21 protein-coding genes and 1 pseudogene are annotated in these 22925 nt (G+C 52.6%); 12 read left to right on the top strand and 10 right to left on the bottom strand.

Annotation, left to right across the window (positions count from 1 at the left end; all coding sequences use genetic code 11):
• Positions 1 to 180: 180 nt before the first annotated feature.
• On the bottom strand, positions 181 to 1383 hold the full coding sequence (locus P2W74_RS00785; protein ID WP_276293527.1) for an L-lactate MFS transporter: 1203 nt from the start codon (positions 1381 to 1383) through the stop codon (positions 181 to 183).
• Positions 1384 to 1635: 252 nt separating this feature from the next.
• Entirely contained in the window at positions 1636 to 2340 is a 705-nt protein-coding gene (locus tag P2W74_RS00780; RefSeq protein WP_276293526.1) for an autotransporter outer membrane beta-barrel domain-containing protein, read from the bottom strand.
• Between the two features lie 156 nt (positions 2341 to 2496).
• Here P2W74_RS00780 and tag point away from each other — a divergent pair, with 156 nt between their 5' ends.
• The gene (tag, locus tag P2W74_RS00775; RefSeq protein WP_276293525.1) at positions 2497 to 3078 is read left to right on the top strand and encodes a DNA-3-methyladenine glycosylase I; all 582 of its coding nucleotides are present in this window, start codon (positions 2497 to 2499) and stop codon (positions 3076 to 3078) included.
• Positions 3056 to 3496, top strand: a complete 441-nt coding sequence (locus tag P2W74_RS00770) for an N-acetyltransferase (RefSeq protein WP_276293524.1) — start codon at positions 3056 to 3058, stop codon at positions 3494 to 3496. The genes tag and P2W74_RS00770 overlap by 23 nt, the downstream gene beginning before the upstream one ends.
• Here the strand turns inward: P2W74_RS00770 and P2W74_RS00765 are convergent.
• On the bottom strand, positions 3465 to 5798 hold the full coding sequence (locus P2W74_RS00765; RefSeq protein ID WP_276293523.1) for a molybdopterin guanine dinucleotide-containing S/N-oxide reductase: 2334 nt from the start codon (positions 5796 to 5798) through the stop codon (positions 3465 to 3467). The two genes, P2W74_RS00770 and P2W74_RS00765, sit on opposite strands and share 32 nt — an antisense overlap.
• Before the next feature lie 157 nt (positions 5799 to 5955).
• On the opposite strand from P2W74_RS00765, the gene P2W74_RS00760 reads away from it, so the two are divergent.
• From P2W74_RS00760 to ghrB, 3 genes and pseudogenes are all read left to right on the top strand, one after another.
• The gene (locus tag P2W74_RS00760) at positions 5956 to 6618 is read left to right on the top strand and encodes an OmpA family lipoprotein (RefSeq protein WP_276293522.1); all 663 of its coding nucleotides are present in this window, start codon (positions 5956 to 5958) and stop codon (positions 6616 to 6618) included.
• A 205-nt stretch (positions 6619 to 6823) separates the two neighbouring features.
• Positions 6824 to 6931, top strand: a pseudogene (locus P2W74_RS00755) (hypothetical protein); the annotation flags it as partial.
• Between the two features lie 22 nt (positions 6932 to 6953).
• Positions 6954 to 7931 (top strand): glyoxylate/hydroxypyruvate reductase GhrB, encoded by a 978-nt coding sequence (gene ghrB / locus P2W74_RS00750; RefSeq protein WP_276293521.1) that lies wholly within the window; start codon positions 6954 to 6956, stop codon positions 7929 to 7931.
• An 86-nt stretch (positions 7932 to 8017) separates the two neighbouring features.
• Here the strand turns inward: ghrB and P2W74_RS00745 are convergent, their stop codons facing one another.
• Entirely contained in the window at positions 8018 to 8728 is a 711-nt protein-coding gene (locus P2W74_RS00745; protein ID WP_276293520.1) for a DUF3053 domain-containing protein, read from the bottom strand.
• Positions 8729 to 9155: 427 nt separating this feature from the next.
• Here P2W74_RS00745 and P2W74_RS00740 point away from each other — a divergent pair, with 427 nt between their 5' ends.
• The 3 genes from P2W74_RS00740 (at position 9156) to cueP (ending at position 10649) form a co-directional block, all read left to right on the top strand.
• Positions 9156 to 9446: an HTH-type transcriptional regulator gene (locus P2W74_RS00740; protein ID WP_276293519.1), complete on the top strand. Its 291-nt coding sequence runs from the start codon at positions 9156 to 9158 to the stop codon at positions 9444 to 9446.
• A gap of 278 nt (positions 9447 to 9724) precedes the next feature.
• Entirely contained in the window at positions 9725 to 9937 is a 213-nt protein-coding gene (gene cspE / locus P2W74_RS00735; protein WP_004126446.1) for a transcription antiterminator/RNA stability regulator CspE, read from the top strand.
• Between the two features lie 172 nt (positions 9938 to 10109).
• Entirely contained in the window at positions 10110 to 10649 is a 540-nt protein-coding gene (cueP, locus tag P2W74_RS00730) for a copper-binding periplasmic metallochaperone CueP (protein ID WP_276293518.1), read from the top strand.
• A 57-nt stretch (positions 10650 to 10706) separates the two neighbouring features.
• Here the strand turns inward: cueP and glyS are convergent, their stop codons facing one another.
• The 3 genes from glyS to P2W74_RS00715 all read right to left on the bottom strand — a co-directional run bounded on the left by glyS (position 10707) and on the right by P2W74_RS00715 (position 14095).
• Entirely contained in the window at positions 10707 to 12776 is a 2070-nt protein-coding gene (gene glyS / locus P2W74_RS00725; RefSeq protein WP_276293517.1) for a glycine--tRNA ligase subunit beta, read from the bottom strand.
• 9 nt (positions 12777 to 12785) lie between these two features.
• Positions 12786 to 13697 carry a glycine--tRNA ligase subunit alpha gene (glyQ, locus tag P2W74_RS00720; RefSeq protein WP_006817708.1) on the bottom strand — a complete coding sequence of 304 codons (912 nt, stop codon included), beginning with the start codon at positions 13695 to 13697 and terminating at the stop codon, positions 12786 to 12788.
• A gap of 95 nt (positions 13698 to 13792) precedes the next feature.
• Positions 13793 to 14095, bottom strand: coding sequence for a YsaB family lipoprotein (locus P2W74_RS00715; RefSeq protein WP_203359619.1), 303 nt, complete (start codon positions 14093 to 14095; stop codon positions 13793 to 13795).
• Between the two features lie 178 nt (positions 14096 to 14273).
• On the opposite strand from P2W74_RS00715, the gene P2W74_RS00710 reads away from it, so the two are divergent.
• Complete coding sequence (locus P2W74_RS00710) at positions 14274 to 15269, top strand: acyltransferase (protein ID WP_276293516.1); 996 nt, start codon at positions 14274 to 14276, stop codon at positions 15267 to 15269.
• Between the two features lie 24 nt (positions 15270 to 15293).
• Here the strand turns inward: P2W74_RS00710 and P2W74_RS00705 are convergent, their stop codons facing one another.
• From P2W74_RS00705 to xylA, 3 genes are all read right to left on the bottom strand, one after another.
• The gene (locus tag P2W74_RS00705) at positions 15294 to 15647 is read right to left on the bottom strand and encodes a YiaA/YiaB family inner membrane protein (protein ID WP_276293515.1); all 354 of its coding nucleotides are present in this window, start codon (positions 15645 to 15647) and stop codon (positions 15294 to 15296) included.
• Positions 15648 to 15821: 174 nt separating this feature from the next.
• A complete protein-coding gene (gene xylB, locus P2W74_RS00700; protein WP_276293514.1) occupies positions 15822 to 17276 on the bottom strand; it encodes a xylulokinase in 1455 nt (484 codons plus the stop codon).
• A gap of 74 nt (positions 17277 to 17350) precedes the next feature.
• Positions 17351 to 18673: a xylose isomerase gene (gene xylA, locus P2W74_RS00695; protein WP_276293513.1), complete on the bottom strand. Its 1323-nt coding sequence runs from the start codon at positions 18671 to 18673 to the stop codon at positions 17351 to 17353.
• Positions 18674 to 19044: 371 nt separating this feature from the next.
• Between xylA and xylF the strand changes: the two genes are divergently transcribed.
• From xylF to xylH, 3 genes are all read left to right on the top strand, one after another.
• Complete coding sequence (gene xylF / locus P2W74_RS00690; protein ID WP_276295276.1) at positions 19045 to 20037, top strand: D-xylose ABC transporter substrate-binding protein; 993 nt, start codon at positions 19045 to 19047, stop codon at positions 20035 to 20037.
• Positions 20038 to 20154: 117 nt separating this feature from the next.
• On the top strand, positions 20155 to 21696 hold the full coding sequence (locus tag P2W74_RS00685) for a xylose ABC transporter ATP-binding protein (RefSeq protein WP_276293512.1): 1542 nt from the start codon (positions 20155 to 20157) through the stop codon (positions 21694 to 21696).
• Positions 21674 to 22855 carry a xylose ABC transporter permease XylH gene (gene xylH / locus P2W74_RS00680; protein ID WP_276293511.1) on the top strand — a complete coding sequence of 394 codons (1182 nt, stop codon included), beginning with the start codon at positions 21674 to 21676 and terminating at the stop codon, positions 22853 to 22855. The genes P2W74_RS00685 and xylH overlap by 23 nt, the downstream gene beginning before the upstream one ends.
• Positions 22856 to 22925 lie beyond the last annotated feature (70 nt).

The following is a 22925-nucleotide window of genomic DNA, read 5'->3' as shown; positions in this document are numbered from 1 at the left end:
CAAGCGCGGCTAAGTAGACCACAAGAAGAGGGAAAAGTGTCTACAAAGAGTGTGATCACAGCATAGATTTACAAAAATGCAAGAATCAATGTAGAAATTGTCAGTGACGGCAGACAGAGAATACGAAAAAAGGCCAGTCATTGCACTGGCCTTTCTCAACGTGTGTATCAGGCAACAGGGTTACGCATGCACCGCTTCGAGTCTTTCTTGTTTCGGCTGGCGAATCGTCGTGGAGAGCGCCAGAGAGATAATCAACAACGCGAAGATAACGCAGAAGGTGACGTAAAACCCACCGAACAGGGACGCAATCAGCGAACCACAGATACTGCCGATACCAAAGCCCAGGTAAATGACACCGTAGTTTTTCGCCAGATTATTCAGGCCGAAGAACTCGCTGACCAGCGATGGGTACACCGTGATTGTGCCGCCAAAGTTGAACGCGACACAGGCGATGGCCGCAAAGAACGTCACCTCATTCAGCGGGGCGAAAAGCAGGGCCGCCATGCCAACCAGTGAAATGACCTGACCCATCGTGATAACCCGGATACGGGACATTTTGTCAGACAGGATGCCCAGCACCAGACGACCAGACAGGTTGGCGATAGAGATGACGGTCACCGCATTTGCCGCCGTCGCGATGTCCATATGCACCAGCCCCTGGGCGATATCTTTCGCTACGCCAATGACATACAAACCGCTCATGCAAGCCGTCAGGAACATCACAGCCAGCATCCAGTACTGAGGTTTACGCATGGATTCCGCCAGCGTGTAGTCGTTCTCCATTACGCCATTTTTCGCTTTAACTTCCTGATTCGGTGCGTCTTTCATCAGCGTGGCGCCAAAGACAATCATCACCAGTGCGATAGCGCCCCAAATCATGAACGTCTTTTCCAGGCCGACGCTTGCCAGAAGATGGCTATCGATAAATTTGAAGCCAAGGCTGCCCAGCCCATAAGAACCAATCGCAAAAGCGGAAATCAGACCTTTGCGCTCCGGGAACCACTTCACACAGTTGGAGAGGGTTAACAGGTAGCCTGCGCCATCCGCCAGGCCGACCAACACACCGGCACTCAGCCACAACATGATCAGGTTGTCAGAGTGGGCGGTCAGGAAGAACCCCACGCCCAGCATAATCCCGGACGCCATCGTGACGCGTTTCACGCCAAAACGTTCCTGAAGCTTCCCGGCAACGGAAGAAGAGATCGCCAGGCCCAGACTCAACAGACCGAATGAGAACGCGACCTGACTGACTGGCGCATTCAGTTTTTCAGAGAGCGCGCCATTAAACAGGCTCCAGGTATAAACAGAACCTAACGCAAATTGCGTAATGATGGTGCCGATAAGCGTTAACCAACGGGTGCGCTGATAATCAGAATTTTTCATGGCCGTCTTCCTGCATAAACAAATGGAGTCATTCACTGCTGACCACAATAACGAAGTGCTTTTTATGCAGGGAAAAAACGGCATGAAATGCCATCAGAACGGAATGAAATGCCTGGATTGTGGAATGAATGACGAGACAAATAAGCGACGTGCTGATTTTTTTGAGTCAGTTAGTACACACTATCGCTGAGAACGGTGTAAATATTGAATGCGCCATGTGAATAAATTGTTTTAATTACGTATCTATATTGATCAAAATCTGGCGCTTACCCCCATGGTGTAAAGATAGTCACTGGTATTAGTATTATTTTCCGCCTGCGAGAGCGCCGCATAGGCCGCCATATGAGGGTTCAGCAACATATCCGCGCCCACGGTCACATCCAGCCAGTTACTCTCCTGACTTGCTGCCGTCATACGGCTTAACCCCGATTGCGCTTTCCAGATATTCTCCCCGAATTGCTGGTTGTAGCTAATTTGCGCCCAGGGCCGCACATCGCCGAACTGCGAATTAACTCGCCAGCCTAGCGTACTGACACTGGCATGCCACAAGGGATCGGTCAGCGTTTGTGTCGTCACGCTGTCGCCAAACTCGTTGTACGCCGTGGTGGTCGAACCGTCGTAATGCAGGGCTGCAATTGGCCCTGTTGTGACCCGCTGCGAGACGGGAATGTTCCAGCCCATGCTCATGCCGCTGGTCGACTCCATCGGCGATTCATCCGCCAGATTGACCACCAGCCCAGGCGAATGCTGAGCAGCGCTAATACGTTCTGCCAGAATATCGTTATAACTTGGTTGGTGATCGCTATCCCATGTATAACGTTCTGTCGTATGACCCGAAACGGCATCAACGATATATTCTTGTTGCCAGGCACAAGCTGTGTTGATGTAAAACGAACAGACTACTACGCTCGCCGTCACGCATAACGCCCGGCGACCACTGCATTTTTTTATAATCATCAACGCGACTCCAGAGAAGAGCCGAATTCGGCGATATTATTGTCATTGTGTGAAGGATATCGGGCAACTTAGCCCTGTATTAAATATTGTCTTTTTAGCTGGCGCGTCAAGGCGGGCCGAATGAAATATTTACGGTAGTCAAAAGCGAGGAAGAATATGCAGCGTTGCGGCTGGGTCAGTCAGGATCCCCTTTACATTGCTTATCACGACAAGGAATGGGGCGTCCCCGAAACCAATGGCAAAAAACTGTTCGAAATGATTTGCCTGGAAGGGCAACAGGCCGGGTTGTCCTGGATCACCGTGTTGAAAAAGCGTGAGAACTATCGCGCTAATTTTTATCAGTTTGACCCCGTCCGCGTAGCGGCCATGCAGGAAGAGGACGTCGAACGCCTGCTCCAGGATGCCGGCATCATTCGCCATCGTGGAAAAATTCAGGCCATCATCGGCAATGCCCGGGCTTACCTTGCCATGGAGCAAAACGGTGAACCTTTTGCCGATTTTGTCTGGTCGTTTGTTGATAACCCGCCGCAGGTGACGCGTGCCGCCGAGCTGAGTGAGATCCCCACATCCACCCCCGCTTCCGATGCGCTCTCTAAGGCGTTAAAAAAACGGGGATTCAAGTTTGTCGGAACCACCATCTGCTACTCCTTTATGCAGGCGTGCGGACTGGTCAATGACCATGTGACCGGCTGTTTTTGCCATCCGGGAGAACCTCATGATTCGCGAGTCTCAGAGTAACGATATGGCGTCGCTACTGGCGCTATGGATGAAGAGCACCCTGTACGCCCACCCGTTCATTGAAGCGCGCTACTGGCATGAGAGCGAGCATATTGTGCGGGATGTCTATTTGCCTGCTGCGCAAACCTGGGTATGGGAAGACGACGGTATTCTGAAAGGTTTCGCCAGCGTCATGGAGGCGAGATTTCTGGGCGCGCTGTTTGTCGCGCCAGAGGCCATCAGAAGCGGGATCGGTAAAGCGCTGGTCCAGTTCGTTCAACAGCGCTTTCCGGTTCTCAGTCTGGAGGTCTACCAGAAAAATCAGTCTGCCGTGAATTTCTACCATGCGATGGGTTTTCGTATTGAAGACAGCGCATGGCAGGAAGATACCCAGCATCCGACCTGGATCATGAGTTGGCGGGCGGATCAAACGCTGTAAGCGTCAACGCCGGACCGGTGTACTTCTCCACCCACGCCAGTGCGGTGTTTCCTGCACAACCATTCCCCAGCCGCGAGCTGGGGAGATCTTTGGTCAACACGTTGACCGCGCCATTTTTGCACATTCCCCCGACGGTATTATCCAGGTCTGGCCACGCGCCTTCGTGAATGCAAATAACGCCAGGCTTAATCCCTTCCGTGACCACCGCACCCGCAAGGATTTGTCCACGCGCATTCCAGACCCGCACCGTATCGCCATCGGCAATGCCCCGCGCCTGAGCATCCCGTGGATGCAGTGTGATCGGCTCGCGCCCGGCCACCGCGTACTGCTCGCGCAGTGCGCTGTAGTTGAGCTGGCTGTGTAAGCGATGCGCAGGATGCGCTGACAAAACCTGCAGTTGATCCGCGTCGGCGTTACCGTGCCATTCGTCCGGCGCCAGCCACGTCGGATGTCCCGGACAATCGGCATAACCGTAACTGGCAATTCGCCTGGAGTAGATCTCGATTTTGCCGCTGTCCGTTTTTAGCGGATTTGCCTTGGGATCACGACGAAAATCGGCGAAGCGAACAAACTGCGCATTGGCCGGGTGTTCCGCCATTTCAATGAAAGTGTTCTCGGCCCAGAACGATGCAAATGGGGGCAGCGTTACCTGCTGACTGGCGCCGCGTTTCCCGGCAATGTTGTAAAAGGTCTCCAGCCACTCCAGCTCGCTTTTCCCTTCGGTGAAACGCGCATGGCCGCCCGCTTCCCAGCGCTCGCACAACGCGGCAAACACATCAAAATCATTGCGTGCTTCATCACGCGGCGGCACAACCTGCTTCATGGGCACCAGGTGCTGGTTGCTGTAATCCCCGGTCATGGTTAAATCGTTGCGTTCAAAGGAGGTCGTGGCAGGCAACACAATATCCGCGTGCTTTGCCGCCGCCGTCCAGAAACATTCGGAGATCACCACCAGCTCCGGCTTTTGCCAGGCCTGAATCAGGCGATTGGTATCCTGGTGATGGGTAAAGTTCGCCCCGCCCGCCCACCAGACAAAGCGGATGTCCGGGAAGTGACGGTCCATGCCGTTATGCTGGTAAAACCCGCCGGGGTTCTCAAGCGCTTCCACAATGCGCGCTACCGGAATTTTATCCACCGCATCGGTACCGCCCTTGAGGCTCCCTTGCATGGAGGCCAGTACCGCCGCGCGGCGCGTCGGGTTACCGCCATTGGCAAAGTGATAAGAAAGACCAAAACCGCCGCCGGGCGTGCCAATCTGCCCAAGCATGGCGGCAAGCGTGACGATCATCCAGTGTTTTTGCTCGCCAAATTGCTGACGCTGCATGCCCCAACCGGCCATCAACATAGTGGTGTTTTGATGAAATATCGCGGCCAGTTCGCGAATGTTTACTGCCGATACGCCACAAATTTCTGCAGCCCACTCCGCCGTCTTCGCTGTCCCGTCGCTCACGCCCAGCAGGTAGTCGGCGAATATCTCATATCCGGTCGTACAGCGCGCCAGAAAAGCTTCATCATGCCAGCCGTTTTCGACCAGCGTATGCGCAATGCCCAGCATCAGTGCGACATCCGTGCCCATATGCGGAGCGATCCACTCCATTTTTTCGCCAAAGAAATCGACGCTTTCCGATCGCATAGGATCGATGCAGATCAGTCGTTTACCGCTTTTACGCAGCGCGTCAAAATACGCAATGCCCTGTTCATCCGACGCATTCCACGCAATTTTAAGCGTATTCAGCGGGTTAGCGCTCCATAACACCACCACATCGCTGTGTTCCAGAATCATCGGCCAACTGGTTTGCTGCTGATAGACCTCATTTCCACCGACCACGTACGGCATAATGGCCTGCGCGGCACCGGTAGAATAATCCCCCAGATGCCCGGTATACCCGCCAGCAAGCGCCATATACCGCTGCAGCAACGTCGCTGCTTTGTGGAGTACGCCGTTCGAGCGCCAGCCATATGAACCGGCGAAAATCGACGCAGGGCCATAGTTGTCGCGAATGCGTTTGTGCTGCGCGTGAATCAGATCCAGCGCCTCATCCCAGCTCACACGGACAAATTCGTCCTGTCCACGCACGCCCTGCGGGCATTCTGGCGAGGCGAGAAATCCTTTACGCACCATCGGGAAACGGACCCGGGTTTTACTGTGTACCTGATCGCGCACGACGGTTTGCAGCGAGTTAGGATGTGACGTAGGTAATGCTCCACGGGACGAAAAGACGGTGTTACCATCCGTCTCGACCAGAACGGGTCCCCAGTGAGCAGCAGTGAGTACTGAATAGCGTGATGATGCGTTGGACAAGTGAGACGCTCCTGCAGGTGTGGCGGCTTTTTTATTGTTCCGTTCAATGTTACTTACAAATTTAAGAGTCTTCCCTGGAATTTTCTTCATGTTCACGCGTCATAATCAATCGCCACGGTCGCTGTGGTAAAGAATAAAAAGTCATTAAGGAATTGAGATGAAGAAACGTGTATTTATGATTGCTGCCATCGTGAGCGGCGCCCTGGCGGTATCTGGCTGCACAACAAACCCATATACCGGTGAGCGCGAAGCGGGTAAAGCCGGTATTGGTGCAGGTATTGGTACGCTGGTTGGCGCTGGCGTCGGCGCCCTCTCCTCATCCAAGAAGGATCGCGGTAAAGGCGCGCTGATTGGCGCAGCGGCGGGAGCTGCATTAGGTGGTGGTATTGGCTACTACATGGACGCGCAAGAAGCAAAACTGCGCGAGAAAATGCAGGGAACAGGCGTAAGTGTGACGCGTAGCGGCGATAACATCATCCTGAACATGCCAAACAACGTGACCTTCGACAGCAGCAGCGCCACCCTGAAACCAGCGGGTGCAAATACCCTGACAGGCGTCGCGATGGTACTGAAAGAGTACAATAAAACGGCAGTCAACGTCATTGGTTACACCGACAGCACCGGTAGCCAGGATCTGAACATGCGTCTGTCGCAACAGCGCGCAGACTCAGTGGCCAGTTCGCTGATCACCCAGGGTGTTGAAGCTAACCGTATCCGCACCAGCGGTATGGGCCCGGCAAACCCAATTGCCAGCAACAGCACCGCAGAAGGCAAAGCGCAGAACCGCCGCGTCGAAATCACCTTAAGCCCGATTCAGTAATTTTTGTTGCCGGAAAACGACGCGCGAGCGTCTTGTCCGGCCTCGGGTCTACATTCGCAAGCCCGGTAAGCGTTGCGCTTCCGGGCAAAATACTTGATGAGCTAAATTTACGCGCCAAGGTGTTCTCTCTTTCAGGTGAGGGAATCTCCTGTGGCAACATCAGCGCGTCCCACCATCAGCAACGTAGCAAAAGCCGCACGCCTTCGCCTCTTACATGTTTATGGGGGTGGCGCTTTTTACCCCAGTATGGCTAACTCTAATCGTTAAACCCGCAAATAATCATCAGCTGCCGGTTGGCGCACGCCACGCGTAAATTTTAACTCACGGAGATTTGCATGAAGCCGTCCATTATTCTCTACAAAGCGTTGCCTGACGATTTACTGCATCGCCTGGAAGCACACTTCATCGTTACGCAGGTGCCGAACCTGCGCCCGGAGACGGTAGAACAACACGCCAAAGCCTTTGCCACGGCAGAAGGCCTGCTGGGCTCCAGTGAAACCGTCAATAGCACATTGCTGGAGAAGATGCCGCAACTGCGCGCAACATCCACCATCTCGGTAGGCTATGACAATTTTGATGTGGATGCCCTGAATGCGCGCAATGTACTGCTGATGCACACGCCCACCGTGCTGACAGAAACCGTTGCCGATACGGTGATGGCGCTGATCCTGAGTACAGCACGCCGCGTGGTGGACGTCGCAGAGCGCGTGAAGGCGGGCGAATGGACGAAAAATATTGAATCGGATTGGTTTGGTACCGATGTCCACCACAAAACAGTGGGGATCGTCGGCATGGGCCGCATTGGCCTGGCGCTGGCGCAACGTGCCCATTTCGGCTTTAACATGCCGGTTCTCTATAACGCGCGCCGCCGCCATCAGGAGGCGGAGGATCGTTTTAACGCGCGCTATTGCGACCTCGACACGCTGTTACAGGAATCTGATTTTGTTTGCCTGATCCTGCCGCTAACAGAAGAAACGCATCATCTGTTTGGTGCAGAGCAATTTGCCAAAATGAAGTCTTCCACCATTTTCATCAACGCGGGGCGTGGCCCGGTTGTCGATGAAAACGCGCTGATTGCCGCCCTGCAAAACGGCGTGATTCATGCTGCAGGTCTGGATGTGTTTGAGCAAGAGCCGTTGCCGGTGGACTCACCGTTATTGTCTCTGTCAAACGTGGTGGCAGTGCCGCACATCGGATCGGCGACCCATGAGACGCGCTATAACATGGCCGCCTGCGCGGTGGATAATTTAATCGATGCGCTGCAAGGCAAGGTAGAGAAGAATTGCGTTAACCCGCAAGTCGCAAGGCAGTGAGAACATAGTGAAAAAAAAGAGGCGAATCGCTCGCCTCTTTTTCATATCAACGGGTTCAATGCCCGATCCTCTCGGACATTAATCGTTTATTCGGTCGCGTTCACCGCAGCCGTCCAGGCCTGAGTAAATGCCTGATGCTGGGATGCCAGCGGGCCAATCAGCGTATTGTACTGGCTGGCTTGTTGAGATGTAGGGAACTGAATGCCGTTCGCCACAAAGCTCACCTGCGCTTCTTGCTGCGCCACAAAATCGCCGACCTGTACCAGCTGCTGCGTAAAAATTTGCGCGGCTGGGATCAGCGGCTGTAACGCATCTGCCGGTGCGGAAACGACTTTGCTGTAAACCTTATCAAAAACAGGTTTCAGATCGTCAGCCTGCTTCAGCGCGCCATGCGCAGCATCTGCCTGCAATTTTGCATTCTGCAACTGCTGGGCAAGAACACCTAATGAACCATTTGCCTGACGCAGCGGTTCACGTTGGGTTAAGTAATCCTGAGGTACGCGGATTGCATTGACGCTATCAACAACCGGACGCAGACCCGAGTCCATCGCCTGATTTACCTGCTGCGAAAAGCCATACAGAATGGCGTAATCAGAAACAAAGGGACCAAACTGTTTTTTCTGATCGGCGGTCAGCGTCGGCAAACGTTCCCCGCTACGCATTGCAGTATTCTGCAGGAAATCGATAAACGCTTTGCGCTGATCGCCTTCTTTATCAAAACACCCGCTCAGGCTAACTACCATCAATAACGCCACAACAGGCGCAAACCAGCGAGAGCAGGACTTACCTGTCGCCATTTTAATACTCCTTTCACCCATAAATGCGCACAACGACACCCGCGTGCCTGACGCTGACAAGGATAGTCCAGGTCAGGCTTGCAAGATACCCTTTCCACGTAATCTTGTAGCGGAAAATTACACAAGTGAAGGCTTCACTACAACGAGACGCTGAAAGCCGGATCCTGTGCCGTCGGGAACCTGCTCCCCACCCCACCGTCGCGATATAGTAAGAATTTCGTAATCTTTACAAATCCTCCTGATCCTTCGTATATCTCAACCGATATCAGGCCATTAGAAAATGGCTGATCCGCGCCGGACTTTTGCTGAAACGAATCCATTTCGGGAAAACATCCTGCATCTTTCTCCCCGCTCTAGTTATCCCGACTATTCTTAATGGGCTTCGATGAAATTCACGATCCCGCTGTGTGATTTATAGGAGTTATCAATGGAATACAAAGAACCCATGCTTGAGCTGCTGAGCAGTCTGGAACAGATTGTTTTTAAAGATGAATATCAAAAGATTACCCTGACACATAAGCCCAATCCCTTCACCGAATTTGAACAACTGCGAAGAGGAACCGGGTTGCAAACAGATGAGTTCGCCAGAGCGTTGGGCGTGACAGTTGCTACGGTGCAAGAGTGGGAGTCAAAACGCGTAAAGCCTTCTGCCACCGAGTTAAAACTGATGCGTCTCATCCAGGCGAACCCGAGATTAAGTAAGCAATTGATGGAGTGAGCGACCTGCAAACTCCCTCACTTAACGGTCCTGCATCGGGACCGTTTTCCCGCTTAGTTTCCAAAAAGAGAAAATAAAAGTTGCATCAATACGCATTACATGAGTTAATGCACTCAACGGTTTGACGTACAGACCATTAAAGCAGTTTAGTAAGGCAAGTCCCCTTCAAGAGTTATCGTTGATACCCCTCGTAGTGCGCATTTCCTTAACGCTTAAAAAATCTGTAAAGCACGCCATATCGCCGAAAGGCAAACTTATTTTTTAAAAGGTAATACACTATGTCCGGTAAAATGACTGGTATCGTAAAATGGTTCAACGCTGATAAAGGCTTCGGCTTCATCACTCCTGACGATGGCTCTAAAGACGTGTTCGTACACTTCTCTGCTATCCAGAACGAAGGTTACAAATCTCTGGATGAAGGTCAGAAAGTTTCCTTCACCATCGAAAGCGGCGCTAAAGGCCCGGCAGCTGGCAACGTAACCAGCCTGTAAGCTTAAAAAGCTCAGAATTCAAGATCCCTGCCAGATGGCGGGGATTTTTTTATCTGAATCCCACAGTCCTTCTCTCACCCGTCTTTGCATTACTTTACCTGCGTAACCTTTGACCCTCCCCTTAGGGCAAGCATTATAGTGAAATCCCTGTTTTTCACATGGAATTGAAGCTATGCCGAAATCCTCACTCTTGTTATGCCTGGGATTACTCACCAGCAGCGCCGCATTCGCCGCGACGCCAGAATCCACATTCCTTGCAGAGCATGGGCTTGCCGGTAAATCCGTTGAACAGATCGTCGAAACCATTGATCAGTCTCCGCAAAACCGCCCTCTGCCTTACTCTGCATCCATAACCAGTACCGAGCTGAAGTTATCGGACGGGGACCAGACCTGGGCGTTGCCGCTGGGTGATAAGTTCTATCTCTCCTTTGCGCCTTATGAACAGCAAACTCATCCCTGCTTTAACCACAGCCTTTCCGGCTGTCGGGGAGAGATGCCGAACACGACATTCAATGTGAAAGTGACGGATAACAAGGGTGATGTTGTCGTCCAAAAAGAGATGAAAAGCTATCAGAATGGTTTTGTCGGCGTGTGGCTGCCACGCAATATGGAAGGTTCCATTGAAGTGAGCTACAACGGCAAGAAAGCGGTTCATCCTATTAAGACAACGGATGACAGCCAAACCTGCCTGACTTCGTTGCACCTGCGCTAACTTTCAGGCATAAAAAAACCTGCCAAATGGCAGGTTTTTTTGCATCAGAGCGAATGCTTACTGCAGCAGCGAAATATCCGCGACGCGCAGGAACAGTTCACGCAGTTTTTCGAGCATAGAGAGACGGTTAATACGCAGGTCTTTATCCTCGACGTTCACCATCACTTTCTCGAAGAAGGCATCCACTGGCTCACGCAGTTCAGCCAGTTCAACCAGCGCTTCCTGATAGCGGCCTTCAGCGAAGAACGGCTCCAGCTTGTCACGCAGCACCACAACCTGCATGGCCAGCGCGATCTCTTCCGGCTCTTTCAGCGTCGCGGCGTTCACACGCCCGTTCAGCGTTTCGTCAGATTTCGCCAGAATGTTAGAAACACGCTTGTTCGCGGCAGCCAACGCTAACGCAGCGTCCAGAGTACGGAAGTGCGAAACCGCCTTCATACGCGCATCAAAATCTGCCGGACGGGTCGGACGACGCGCCAGCACAGCCTGAATGGTGTCGACGGTGTAGCCTTCGTCCTGATACCAGGCGCGGAAACGGCCCAGCATAAAGTCGATAACGTCATCCACCACGTTGGCGTTCGTCAGCTTGTCGCCGTACAGACGCACCGCTTCTTCGGTCAAAGTCTGCAGATCGAGATTCAGGTTCTTCTCAACGATGATACGCAGCACGCCGAGCGCAGCACGACGCAACGCAAACGGGTCTTTGTCGCCTTTCGGATGCTGACCGATACCGAAGATGCCCGCCAGGGTGTCCATCTTGTCGGCAATCGCCACGGCACACGCCACCGGGTTTGACGGCAGGTCATCACCCGCGAAACGCGGCTGATACTGCTCGTTCAGCGCCACGGCCACATCTTCCGCTTCGCCGTCGTGACGCGCGTAGTGCATGCCCATCACGCCCTGGGTGTCGGTGAACTCGAAGACCATGTTGGTCATCAGGTCGCACTTAGACAGCAGGCCCGCGCGGGTCGCGTGGTTTACGTCAGCGCCAATCTGTCCGGCAATCCAGCCTGCCAGCGCCTGAATACGGTCAGTCTTGTCACGCAGCGTACCCAGTTGCTGTTGGAACAGCACGGTTTGCAGACGCGGCAGATGATCTTCCAGACGTTTTTTACGGTCGGTGTTGAAGAAGAATTCGGCATCCGCCAGACGCGGACGCACCACTTTCTCGTTACCGGAAATGATCTGAATCGGATCTTTAGACTCGATGTTGGAGACGAAGATAAAGTTCGGCAGCAGTTTGCCGTCGTTCGCGTAAACCGGGAAGTACTTCTGGTCACCTTTCATAGTGTGCACCAGAGCTTCAGACGGCACCGCGAGGAATTTTTCTTCGAATTTCGCCGTCAGCACCACTGGCCATTCCACCAGCGAGGTCACTTCTTCCAGCAGGCTTTCGCTCAGGTCAGCGTTACCGCCAATCTTACGTGCTGCTTCTTCCGCGTCCGCTTTAATTTTCGCCTTACGTTCTTCGTAATCCGCGATGACTTTGCCGCGCTCACGCAGAATTTCAGGATACTGATCGGCGTTGTCGATGGTGAATTCCGGCTCGCCCATAAAGCGGTGGCCGCGAATCACGCGATCGGACTGAATGCCCAGAATGGTTGCCGGAATGACGTTATCGCCCAGCAGCAGAGTCACGGTATGTACCGGACGCACGAAGTGGACGTCGCTTGCTCCCCAGCGCATCAGTTTAGGGATCGGCAGTTTCGCCAGCGAAGTTGCCACCATGTTCGGTACCAGCGCTTCGGTGCTTTCGCCCTTCACGTGGGCGCGATACAGCAGCCATTCACCTTTGTCGGTGGTCAGACGCTCGGCCTGGTCAACGGTGATCCCGCAGCCACGTGCCCAGCCTTCTGCCGCTTTGCTCGGTTTGCCTTCGGCGTCGAACGCCTGGGCAATCGCCGGGCCGCGTTTTTCAACTTCGCGGTCTGCCTGTGATTCAGCCAGATTCGCGACTTTCAGCGCCAGACGACGCGGAGCAGCAAACCACTCAACGTTGCCGTGTGCGAGGCCGGCGTTATCCAGCTCCGCGGTAAAGTTCGCAGCAAAGGACTCCGCCAGGCTGCGCAGGGCTTTTGGTGGCAGCTCTTCAGTGCCGATTTCCACCAGAAAAGTTTTCTCAGACATGGCCGCCTCTTACTTGTCTTTGTTGCACATCGGGAAGCCAAGGGCCTCACGGGAAGCATAATAAGCTTCTGCCACTGCTTTGGTCAGGGTGCGAATGCGCAGAATATAGCGCTGACGCTCGGTGACGGAGATGGCTTTACGCGCATCCAGCAGGTTGAAGCTGTGAGCGGCTTTCAGAATACGCTCGTAGGCTGGCAGCGGCAGTGGGTTTTCCAGCGCCAGCAGCTGTTGAGCTTCTTTCTCATACTGCTCGAAGCAGGAGAACAGGAAGTCCACGTCCGCGTATTCGAAGTTATAGGTGGATTGCTCCACTTCGTTCTGATGGAACACGTCGCCGTAGGTGGTTTTACCCAGCGGGCCGTCGCTCCAGACCAGGTCGTAAACGCTGTCTACGCCCTGAATGTACATCGCCAGACGTTCCAGACCGTAGGTGATTTCGCCGGTAACCGGTTTACACTCCAGACCGCCCACCTGCTGGAAGTAAGTGAACTGAGTCACTTCCATCCCGTTCAGCCACACTTCCCAGCCCAGACCCCAGGCACCCAGCGTCGGGTTTTCCCAGTTATCTTCCACGAAACGGATGTCGTGGATGGTCGGGTCCATTCCCAGCTCTTTCAGGGAACCGAGGTACAGCTCCTGAATGTTGTCCGGAGATGGCTTGATGACCACCTGGAACTGATAGTAGTGCTGTAAACGGTTCGGGTTTTCGCCGTAGCGGCCATCGGTCGGACGACGGGAAGGCTGCACGTAGGCAGTCGCCATCGGCTCTGGCCCCAGCGCACGCAGGCAAGTCATTGGGTGAGAAGTCCCCGCGCCGACTTCCATGTCCAATGGTTGAACAATGGTGCAGCCCTGGCGAGCCCAGTAATCCTGTAAGGTCAGGATCAAGCCCTGGAAGGTCCTGGTATCAAACTTTTGCATATTATTTCGTGCTGGATACGTGTGGATTTAAAGGAAGGGATCAGTATACCCGCTGACTGCAAGATATACAGTACGAAACGGGAAAAAGGCAGGGCTTAACGCATGGAAAGGTGTAAAAACTGCCCGTCCGCGTCAAAAGAACAGACAAAACCCTCTTTGCGGAAGGTATAGCCACGCATTTCATAACTGCCCTGAAACTGTTCAAAGCCGGTAACATCAATTTTTTGCGGGCCTGTGTTGTAGCGCTTTGCCGCCTGACCTTTGCACAACGCTTCCATATCCAGCGTTCTCGAGGGGCTTACTTTGAGCTTCTGCGCTTTTTGCACCGGCGGTTGCTCGCCAGCACATCCCGCCAGCACCAGAGTCAACATGGCCGGGAAGAGAGACTTCATCATCATTTTTATTACCGCCTTATATGCCGGTCTGTCTTATTATTATTAACGTTCGCGTAGCCCGCACATTTTGCGAATCTCGCCAGCGCATCACAAGCTTTAGCGTATAAACTCAGATTATTCCAGTGAGATACACCGGCAAATCACCAGTCAGACTATTTTTAGAACGAAAACAGAGGCACTGATGCAGCCCAAAATATATTGGATTGATAATCTGCGCGGGATAGCGTGTTTAATGGTGGTTATGATTCATACCACCACCTGGTACGTCACTAATGCGCAAAGCGTCAGCCCGATGAACTGGGATCTTGCGAATGTCCTGAACTCAGCCTCACGCGTGAGCGTTCCGCTTTTCTTTATGATTTCAGGCTTTCTCTTTTTTGGGGAACGTAGCGCCCAGCCACGTCATTTTTTACGTATTGCGCTCTGCCTGTTGTTCTATAGCGGCGTGGCGCTGGCGTATATCGCGCTGTTTACCTCTATCAACGCAGAACTCTCGTTAAAAAATCTGCTGCAAAAGCCGGTGTTCTACCATTTATGGTTTTTCTTCGCGATCGCCGTCATCTACCTGGTATCGCCGCTAATACAGGTAAAAAATGTCAGTGGAAAAATGTTGCTGGTACTGATGGTAATGATTGGCATCATCGCGAACCCCAATACCGTGACGCAGAAAATAGGTGGATTTGAGTGGCTACCGATTAATTTATATATCAATGGCGACACCTTCTATTACATCCTGTACGGCATGCTCGGTCGGGCCATTGGCATGATGGATACGCAAAAAAGAGCGCTCACCGGGATAAGCGCGCTGCTTTGCATTACCGCTGTGGTGGTGATTTCTCGCGGCACGTTGTATGAACTTCGCTGGCGGGGAAACTTTGCCGATACCTGGTATGTCTATTGCGGACCTGCGGTGTTTATTTTCGCGATATCGCTACTGACGCTGGTCAAGAATACGCTGAATAAACAAACTGTTCCGTTGCTAGGGCTGATTTCGCGCCACTCACTCGGTATTTATGGATTCCACGCGCTCATTATCCATGCGTTGCGTACCAATGGGATTGAAATTAAACACTGGCCGCCGCTGGATATCGTCTGGATTTTCAGTATCACGCTGGCGGGGAGCTTGCTGCTTTCCGTGCTATTGCAGCGAGTGGATACGCGCAGACTGGTCAGCTAAGCTGACACATGATGGCTTCGGCCATCATTCACTTTCACAATATGACGCGTACATGTCCGTGCCATACAGACACACCCCCACCGCTAACAGACAGATCACTTTCATCACCGGTGACAACTCAATATTCCATAGCCCAACGAACAGCATTCCCGAACCAAACAATAACAAACGCTTACAGTGAGCGATCAGACGTTCGCTGCCAGTCTGTTCATAATGAATCAGCACAGGAAAGCCCATCATGACGATGACACCCAAAAAATAGCCTTTTTGGCACAACGTTTGGCAGACAGGCCATAGCCCTGTCAGATAGACCAGCGCCCCACTGACCAGCAGTATCAACCCAATTGTCCGCTTCCTGCGCACGACGTTATCGTCCATATCACTCTCCTTATGCTTTGGTGATTCACATTAAGGCAATAAATAGAGATGAGAAAGACGAAGGCGTGGCCATACCGTAAAAATCAGAAAACATACATATCAATTTCCATGTATGTTTGATGAATTAATAGGCATCAGGAATTCCTTCCAGCGCGAACCGGAAGGAATTGCGGATTAAGACATCAGCGGCACGAGTTGCTGATAGAGACGGCGGAAAGTGTCACGCTGCTGTTGATAGCGCGCATGGCGCTGCGCATCCGGATAATGCGCCTGTTCCAGCCGGAGTTGCGGCAGCAAATCGGATAACGGTTTTTCGGGATTCACTGCAATTTGTGCCAGACGCGCCGCCCCTAATGCCGGCCCCACATCGCCACCGGTGCGATAATCCAATTGCAATCCACTGATATCAGAGAGCATCTGCCGCCAGTATTCACTGCGGGCACCGCCGCCAATCAACGTAATGCTGCTGGGTTGTACGCCACACGCATGTACCGCATCCATGCCATCAGCCAGCGCGTAACCGACCCCCTCCAGCACAGCCCGCGCCAACTCTGCCGGGCCATGCTGATGCGTCAGACCAAAGAACACGCCCTTAGCCTGCGGGTTGTTGTGTGGCGTACGCTCACCGGAAAGATAGGGCAGGAACCAGACGGGCTCGACGTTGTCGTCCGCCTGCTGCGCGGCGGCGATCAGCGCAGGAACATCGGCCATCCCGGTTAATTTTGCCGCCCAGTCCAGGCAAGAGGCGGCGCTCAGCATGACGGACATTAAATGCCAGCGTCCAGGCAGCGCGTGGCAAAAACTGTGCACTGCGCTTTCGGGTCTGCTGAGGAAACCGTCGCTCACCGCAAAATACACGCCGGATGTGCCCAGGGAGAGCATCGCCTGATCGGCATTCATCATCCCGACGCCAACAGCACCGGCTGCGTTATCGCCTCCGCCTGCCACAACGGGCACCGCAGACATCCCCCATGACTGCGCCACCTCTGGCAACAGCGTGCCGGTAATATCGCTCCCTTCGTATAAAGCGGGCATATGCTCACGGGTCAGCCCACACGCTTCAAGCATGACGTCACTCCAGTCACGCTTCGCCACATCCAGCCACATCGTACCCGCAGCATCAGACATATCGCTGGCAAACTCACCGGTCATTCGCAAACGCAGATAATCTTTCGGCAGCAACACGTTGGCGACCTGACGAAAAATCTCCGGCTCGTGGCGCTGAACCCACAATACTTTAGGCGCGGTAAAGCCTGGCATCATCAGGTTGCCGGTAATGGCGCGCGATGCAGGCACCTGTTTTTCAAGTAATACGCACTCTTCGCCGCAGCGACCGTCATTCCACAGAATCGCCGGGTGTAATACTTTCTGTTGTTTATCAAGTAACGTGGCGCCATGCATCTGTCCCGCAATACCCACGGCTTTCACGCCGCTCAATGGGTGCTGCTGGCCCAATGCTTTTACCGCACGATCGGTCGCCTGCCACCACTGTTCAGGATCCTGCTCCGACCATAATGGATGAGGCCGGGAGACGGTAAGCGTCTGTGTCTGCGAGGCAATCACCTCTCCTTGCTCATTCAACAGAATGGCCTTCACGCCGGAGGTACCCAGATCAATCCCGATATACATAGCGATGATTCCTTAAAAAGAAATGCCCGGTGGCGTATTCGCTTACCGGGCTTACGGGCAGCTAATGAAGCCGGTTACTTGTCGAACAGGTAATGATTCACCAGATTTTCCAGCAGTTCCTGATGGCCGCTCTGATGAACCGGCGCCAGATTACGTTGTTCAGCATACTGCGACAGTTCACTGAGTGATAACTGACCTTTCAGGATTTGCTGACCCAATTCGCCATTCCATCCGGCATAGCGTTTCGCAACGCGTTTATCCAGTTCACCGTCTTCAAGCATACGCGCCGCCACTTTCAGCGACAGCGCCATGGTGTCCATTGCGCCAATGTGGCCGTAGAACAAATCGTATTTATCGGTGCTCTGACGACGCACTTTGGCGTCAAAATTCAGGCCGCCGGTGGTAAAACCGCCCGCTTTCAGGATCTCATACATCACCAGCGCATTTTCTTCCACGCTGATCGGGAACTGATCGGTATCCCAACCCAGCTGTGCATCACCACGGTTGGCATCAACGGAACCAAAAATACCCAGCGCGATAGCAGAGGCAATTTCATGATGGAATGAGTGTCCCGCCAGCGTGGCATGGTTCGCCTCAATGTTAACTTTGATCTCTTTTTCCAGACCGAACTGTTTGAGGAAGCCGTAGACGGTAGCCACATCATAGTCGTACTGGTGCTTGGTGGGTTCCTGCGGTTTGGGTTCGATCAGCAACGTGCCCTGGAAGCCAATTTTGTGTTTATGCTCAACCACCATCTGCATAAAGCGACCAATCTGCTCGCGTTCCTGCCGCAGGTCGGTATTCAGCAGGGTTTCGTAACCTTCACGACCGCCCCACAGTACATAGTTTTCCCCACCCAATTTATGGGTGGCATCCATTGCCGTCACCACCTGGGTGGCCGCCCAGCTAAAGACTTCCGGGTCGGGGTTAGTGGCTGCGCCCGCGCCGTAGCGAGGATTGGTAAAGCAGTTCGCCGTCCCCCACAACAGCTTCACGCCGCTCTGGTCTTGCTTTTGCGCCAGAACATCAACCATTTGCGCAAAGTTATTTTTGTACTCTTGTAACGAAGCGCCTTCAGGTGAGACATCCACATCATGGAAACAGTAATACGGCACATTCAGTTTGTGGAAGAATTCAAATGCGACATCAGCCTTGCGCTTCGCAAGCTCAATCGCGTCGCCTGGCTGCTGCCATGGACGATTAAACGACCCAACGCCAAACATATCGGCGCCATTCCAACAGAAGGTATGCCAGTAGCACGCCGCAAAACGCAAATGATCTTCCATGCGTTTGCCCAACACGATTTCGTCCGGATTATAGTGACGAAATGCTAATGGATTAGTCGATTTAGTGCCTTCATAACGAACACGATCAAGCTGGTCAAAATAGGCTTGCATAATGAACTCCATAATCAGGTAATGCGGCGGGTGATTGATAATGTCGTAATATTGGGCACTCCCTGACCATTGCTCAATTATGTTATTTCACACTGCCATTGAGATAATTCACAAGTGTGCGCCACTTCGCAAAATAAAACTCAGACAATTAAAAAAACGTTACATATCAAACTCAAATGCAAGTTAAGCGGCAATTCATTTAAAATAAGATCCCGGTCATAAATTACGAAATAAACCAAAAATCGTAACAGGAAGATAAAAATCTATAATTGCCTTCCGTGCATTAACTGTTAAAAATCTGCTACGTCTTACGCTGTGATTGTTACTTTTACTGCTGTTCCTCCCCTACAAAAGGCATCACGATTATGAAGATGAAGATAAAAAATATTTTACTGACTGTCTGCACATCCCTTTTACTCACTAGCGTCGCAGGCCATGCTAAAGAAGTTAAAATCGGTATGGCGATTGATGATCTCCGCCTGGAGCGCTGGCAGAAAGATCGCGATATTTTCGTCAACAAAGCGGAGTCGCTCGGCGCAAAAGTATTTGTACAATCTGCAAATGGTAATGAAGAAACCCAAATGTCGCAGATTGAAAACATGATCAACCGTGGCGTAGACGTCCTCGTGATAATTCCTTACAACGGACAAGTCTTAAGCAACGTCATCAAAGAGGCGAAGCAAGAAGGGATCAAAGTCCTGGCTTATGACCGCATGATCAATGATGCCGATATCGATTTTTATATCTCTTTTGATAATGAAAAAGTGGGTGAATTACAGGCTCAATCACTGGTCGATATTGTACCCCAGGGTAATTATTTTCTGATGGGAGGATCACCCGTCGATAATAATGCGAAACTGTTCCGCGCCGGGCAAATGAAAGTATTAAAACCGTATATTGACGAAGGCAAAATTAAGGTCGTCGGCGATCAATGGGTTGATGGCTGGTTACCGGAAAATGCGTTGAAGATTATGGAAAATGCGTTGACCGCCAACAACAACAAAATTGATGCTGTCGTCGCCTCAAATGACGCAACGGCGGGCGGCGCGGTTCAGGCGCTAAGTGCGCAAGGTTTATCAGGAAAAGTCGCCATTTCCGGGCAGGATGCAGACCTCGCCGGTATCAAACGCATTGTGGCGGGAACGCAAACGATGACAGTGTATAAGCCGATCACCCTGCTCGCCAACACCGCCGCAGAGATCGCCGTCGAATTGGGTAATGATCAGCAACCCAAAGCAGATACCACGCTGAATAATGGCTTGAAAGATGTCCCTTCCCGACTGCTTACGCCTATTGACGTGAACAAAGACAATATTACCGAGACGGTCATCAAAGACGGGTTCCACAAGAAAAGCGAGCTTTAAGCGTTACGCCCTCTGAGTCATCAGAGGGCGATACCGACGTTACAGCAAAATAGCGACCGGTATACGTCAACGTCCACGTCCACGCAGGGTTCTCTTATTGGCTTATGTGGAGCAGTTATGCCATATCTACTTGAAATGAAGAGCATTACCAAGACATTCGGCGTCGTGAAGGCGGTTGATAACGTGAGCCTCAGGGTCAATGCTGGCGAAATCGTTTCATTATGCGGCGAGAATGGTTCCGGGAAATCGACATTAATGAAGGTGCTGTGCGGTATTTATCCGCACGGGTCTTACGAAGGCGAGATCATTTTTGCGGGCGAAACCATTCAGGCTAACCATATTCGCGACACCGAACGTAAAGGTATTGCCATTATTCACCAGGAATTAGCCCTGGTTAAACATCTGACGGTTCTGGAAAATATATTTCTTGGCAGCGAAATCACGCGTCATGGCCTGTTGGATTACGACATGATGACGCTGCGTTGCCAAAAATTATTAGAACAGGTCAGTTTGTCCATTTCGCCCGATACACGAGTCGGTGATTTAGGTTTGGGACAACAGCAACTGGTCGAAATCGCCAAGGCGCTGAACAAACAGGTCCGCCTGCTCATTCTGGATGAACCCACGGCCTCACTCACCGAGCAGGAAACCGCCATCCTGCTGAATATTATACGCGACCTGCAACAGCACGATATTGCCTGCATTTACATTTCTCACAAACTCAATGAGGTTAAAGCCATTTCGGATACGATTTGCGTTATTCGCGATGGTCAGCATATTGGCACCCGTGATGCCACTGGCATGAGTGAAGACGATATTATCACCATGATGGTCGGGCGTGAGTTAACTGCGCTCTATCCCAGTGAACCACACACAATGGGAGACGAGATTTTACGGGTTGAGCACCTCACCGCATGGCATCCTGTGAACCGCCATATTAAGCGGGTTAACGATATTTCCTTCTCCCTTAAGCGCGGTGAAATTCTGGGCATTGCCGGACTCGTTGGAGCCGGGCGTACCGAAGCCGTTCAGTGTCTGTTTGGCGTCTGGCCTGGTCGTTGGGAGGGGAAAATATTCATTGAGGACCATCCCGTGGATATTCGTAACTGCCAGCAAGCCATTGCTCAGGGTATTGCCATGGTTCCCGAAGACCGCAAAAGAGACGGTATTGTTCCCGTGATGGCGGTGGGAAAAAATATCACGCTGGCGGCTCTCGACACATTTTCCGGGCCCCTGAGCCATCTCGATGATGCCGCAGAACAAAAATGCATTCTGGAATCCCTCCAGCAGCTCAAAGTAAAAACCTCCTCTCCCGATCTTGCCATTGGTCGTCTGAGCGGAGGCAATCAGCAAAAAGCGATTCTGGCACGCTGTCTCCTGTTAAATCCCCGCATTCTGATCCTTGATGAACCCACGCGGGGAATTGATATCGGCGCTAAATATGAAATCTACAAGCTCATCAACCAGCTTGTGCAGCAAGGGATCGCCGTCATTGTCATCTCTTCCGAATTACCTGAAGTGCTCGGACTGAGCGATCGCATCCTGGTGATGCATGAAGGAAAACTGAAAGCTAACCTGGTGAATCATAACCTGACTCAGGAGCAGGTCATGGAAGCCGCATTGAGGAGCGAACACCATGTCGAAAAACACCCCGTCTGAAGCGAAACTTGCAGCCCCACGGGCAGGCGGCTTCCCCGGAATCAAATCGCTGAATTTACAAGTCTTCGTCATGATTGCGGCGATTATCGTTATCATGTTGTTCTTCACGTGGACCACCGATGGCGCCTACCTGAGCGCCCGCAACGTCTCTAACCTGCTGCGACAAACTGCGATTACGGGTATCCTGGCTGTCGGTATGGTGTTCGTGATTATTTCCGCCGAAATCGATCTCTCGGTCGGCTCGATGATGGGCTTATTGGGCGGCGTCGCGGCAATCTGCGACGTCTGGCTAGGCTGGCCATTACCGCTGACGGTGATCGTCACGCTGGCTCTGGGTTTGCTCCTCGGCGCCTGGAACGGATGGTGGGTCGCCTACCGCAAAGTCCCTTCGTTTATTGTGACGCTTGCCGGCATGCTGGCTTTTCGCGGTATTCTCATCGGGATCACCAACGGCACAACTGTCTCGCCCACCAGCGCTGCAATGTCACAGATTGGCCAAAGTTACTTGTCTGATGGTACTGGTTTTATCATCGGCGCTCTCGGGTTAATGGCGTTTATTGGCTGGCAATGGCGTGGGCGTATGCGTCGCCAGGCATTAGGCCTTGAATCTCCCGTATCGACGTCGGTTGTCGGTCGCCAGGCGTTGACGGCCATTATCGTATTAGGCGCAATCTGGCTGCTGAATGATTATCGTGGCGTCCCGACGCCGGTGCTGCTGCTGACGCTACTGCTGTTGGGCGGCATGTTTATGGCAACGCGCACCGCCTTTGGTCGTCGCATTTACGCCATCGGCGGCAATATCGAAGCCGCACGTCTGTCTGGCATTAACGTCGAGCGTACCAAGCTCGCGGTCTTCGCCATTAATGGCCTGATGGTGGCGATTGCCGGTCTGATCCTCAGTTCACGACTTGGCGCGGGCTCCCCTTCCGCCGGGAATATTGCGGAACTGGATGCGATTGCCGCGTGTGTGATTGGGGGAACCAGTCTGGCGGGCGGTATTGGGAGTGTCGCCGGTGCCGTTATGGGTGCATTTATTATGGCCTCTCTCGACAATGGAATGAGTATGATGGATGTTCCCACTTTCTGGCAGTATATCGTGAAGGGAGCGATTCTGTTGCTGGCAGTATGGATGGACTCAGCAACCAAACGCCGTGCCTGAATGTAAGAAAATGGGGAAGTTTCAATGCCGGTAAATATCTACCGGCATTGTTTTTATGCATGATTCAGCA

The organism is Citrobacter enshiensis (assembly GCF_029338175.1).
Classification (GTDB): Bacteria; Pseudomonadota; Gammaproteobacteria; order Enterobacterales; family Enterobacteriaceae; genus Citrobacter_D; species Citrobacter_D enshiensis.
Note: the sequence above shows the minus strand (reverse complement) of the source record. Positions and strands in the feature narration are given on the sequence as shown.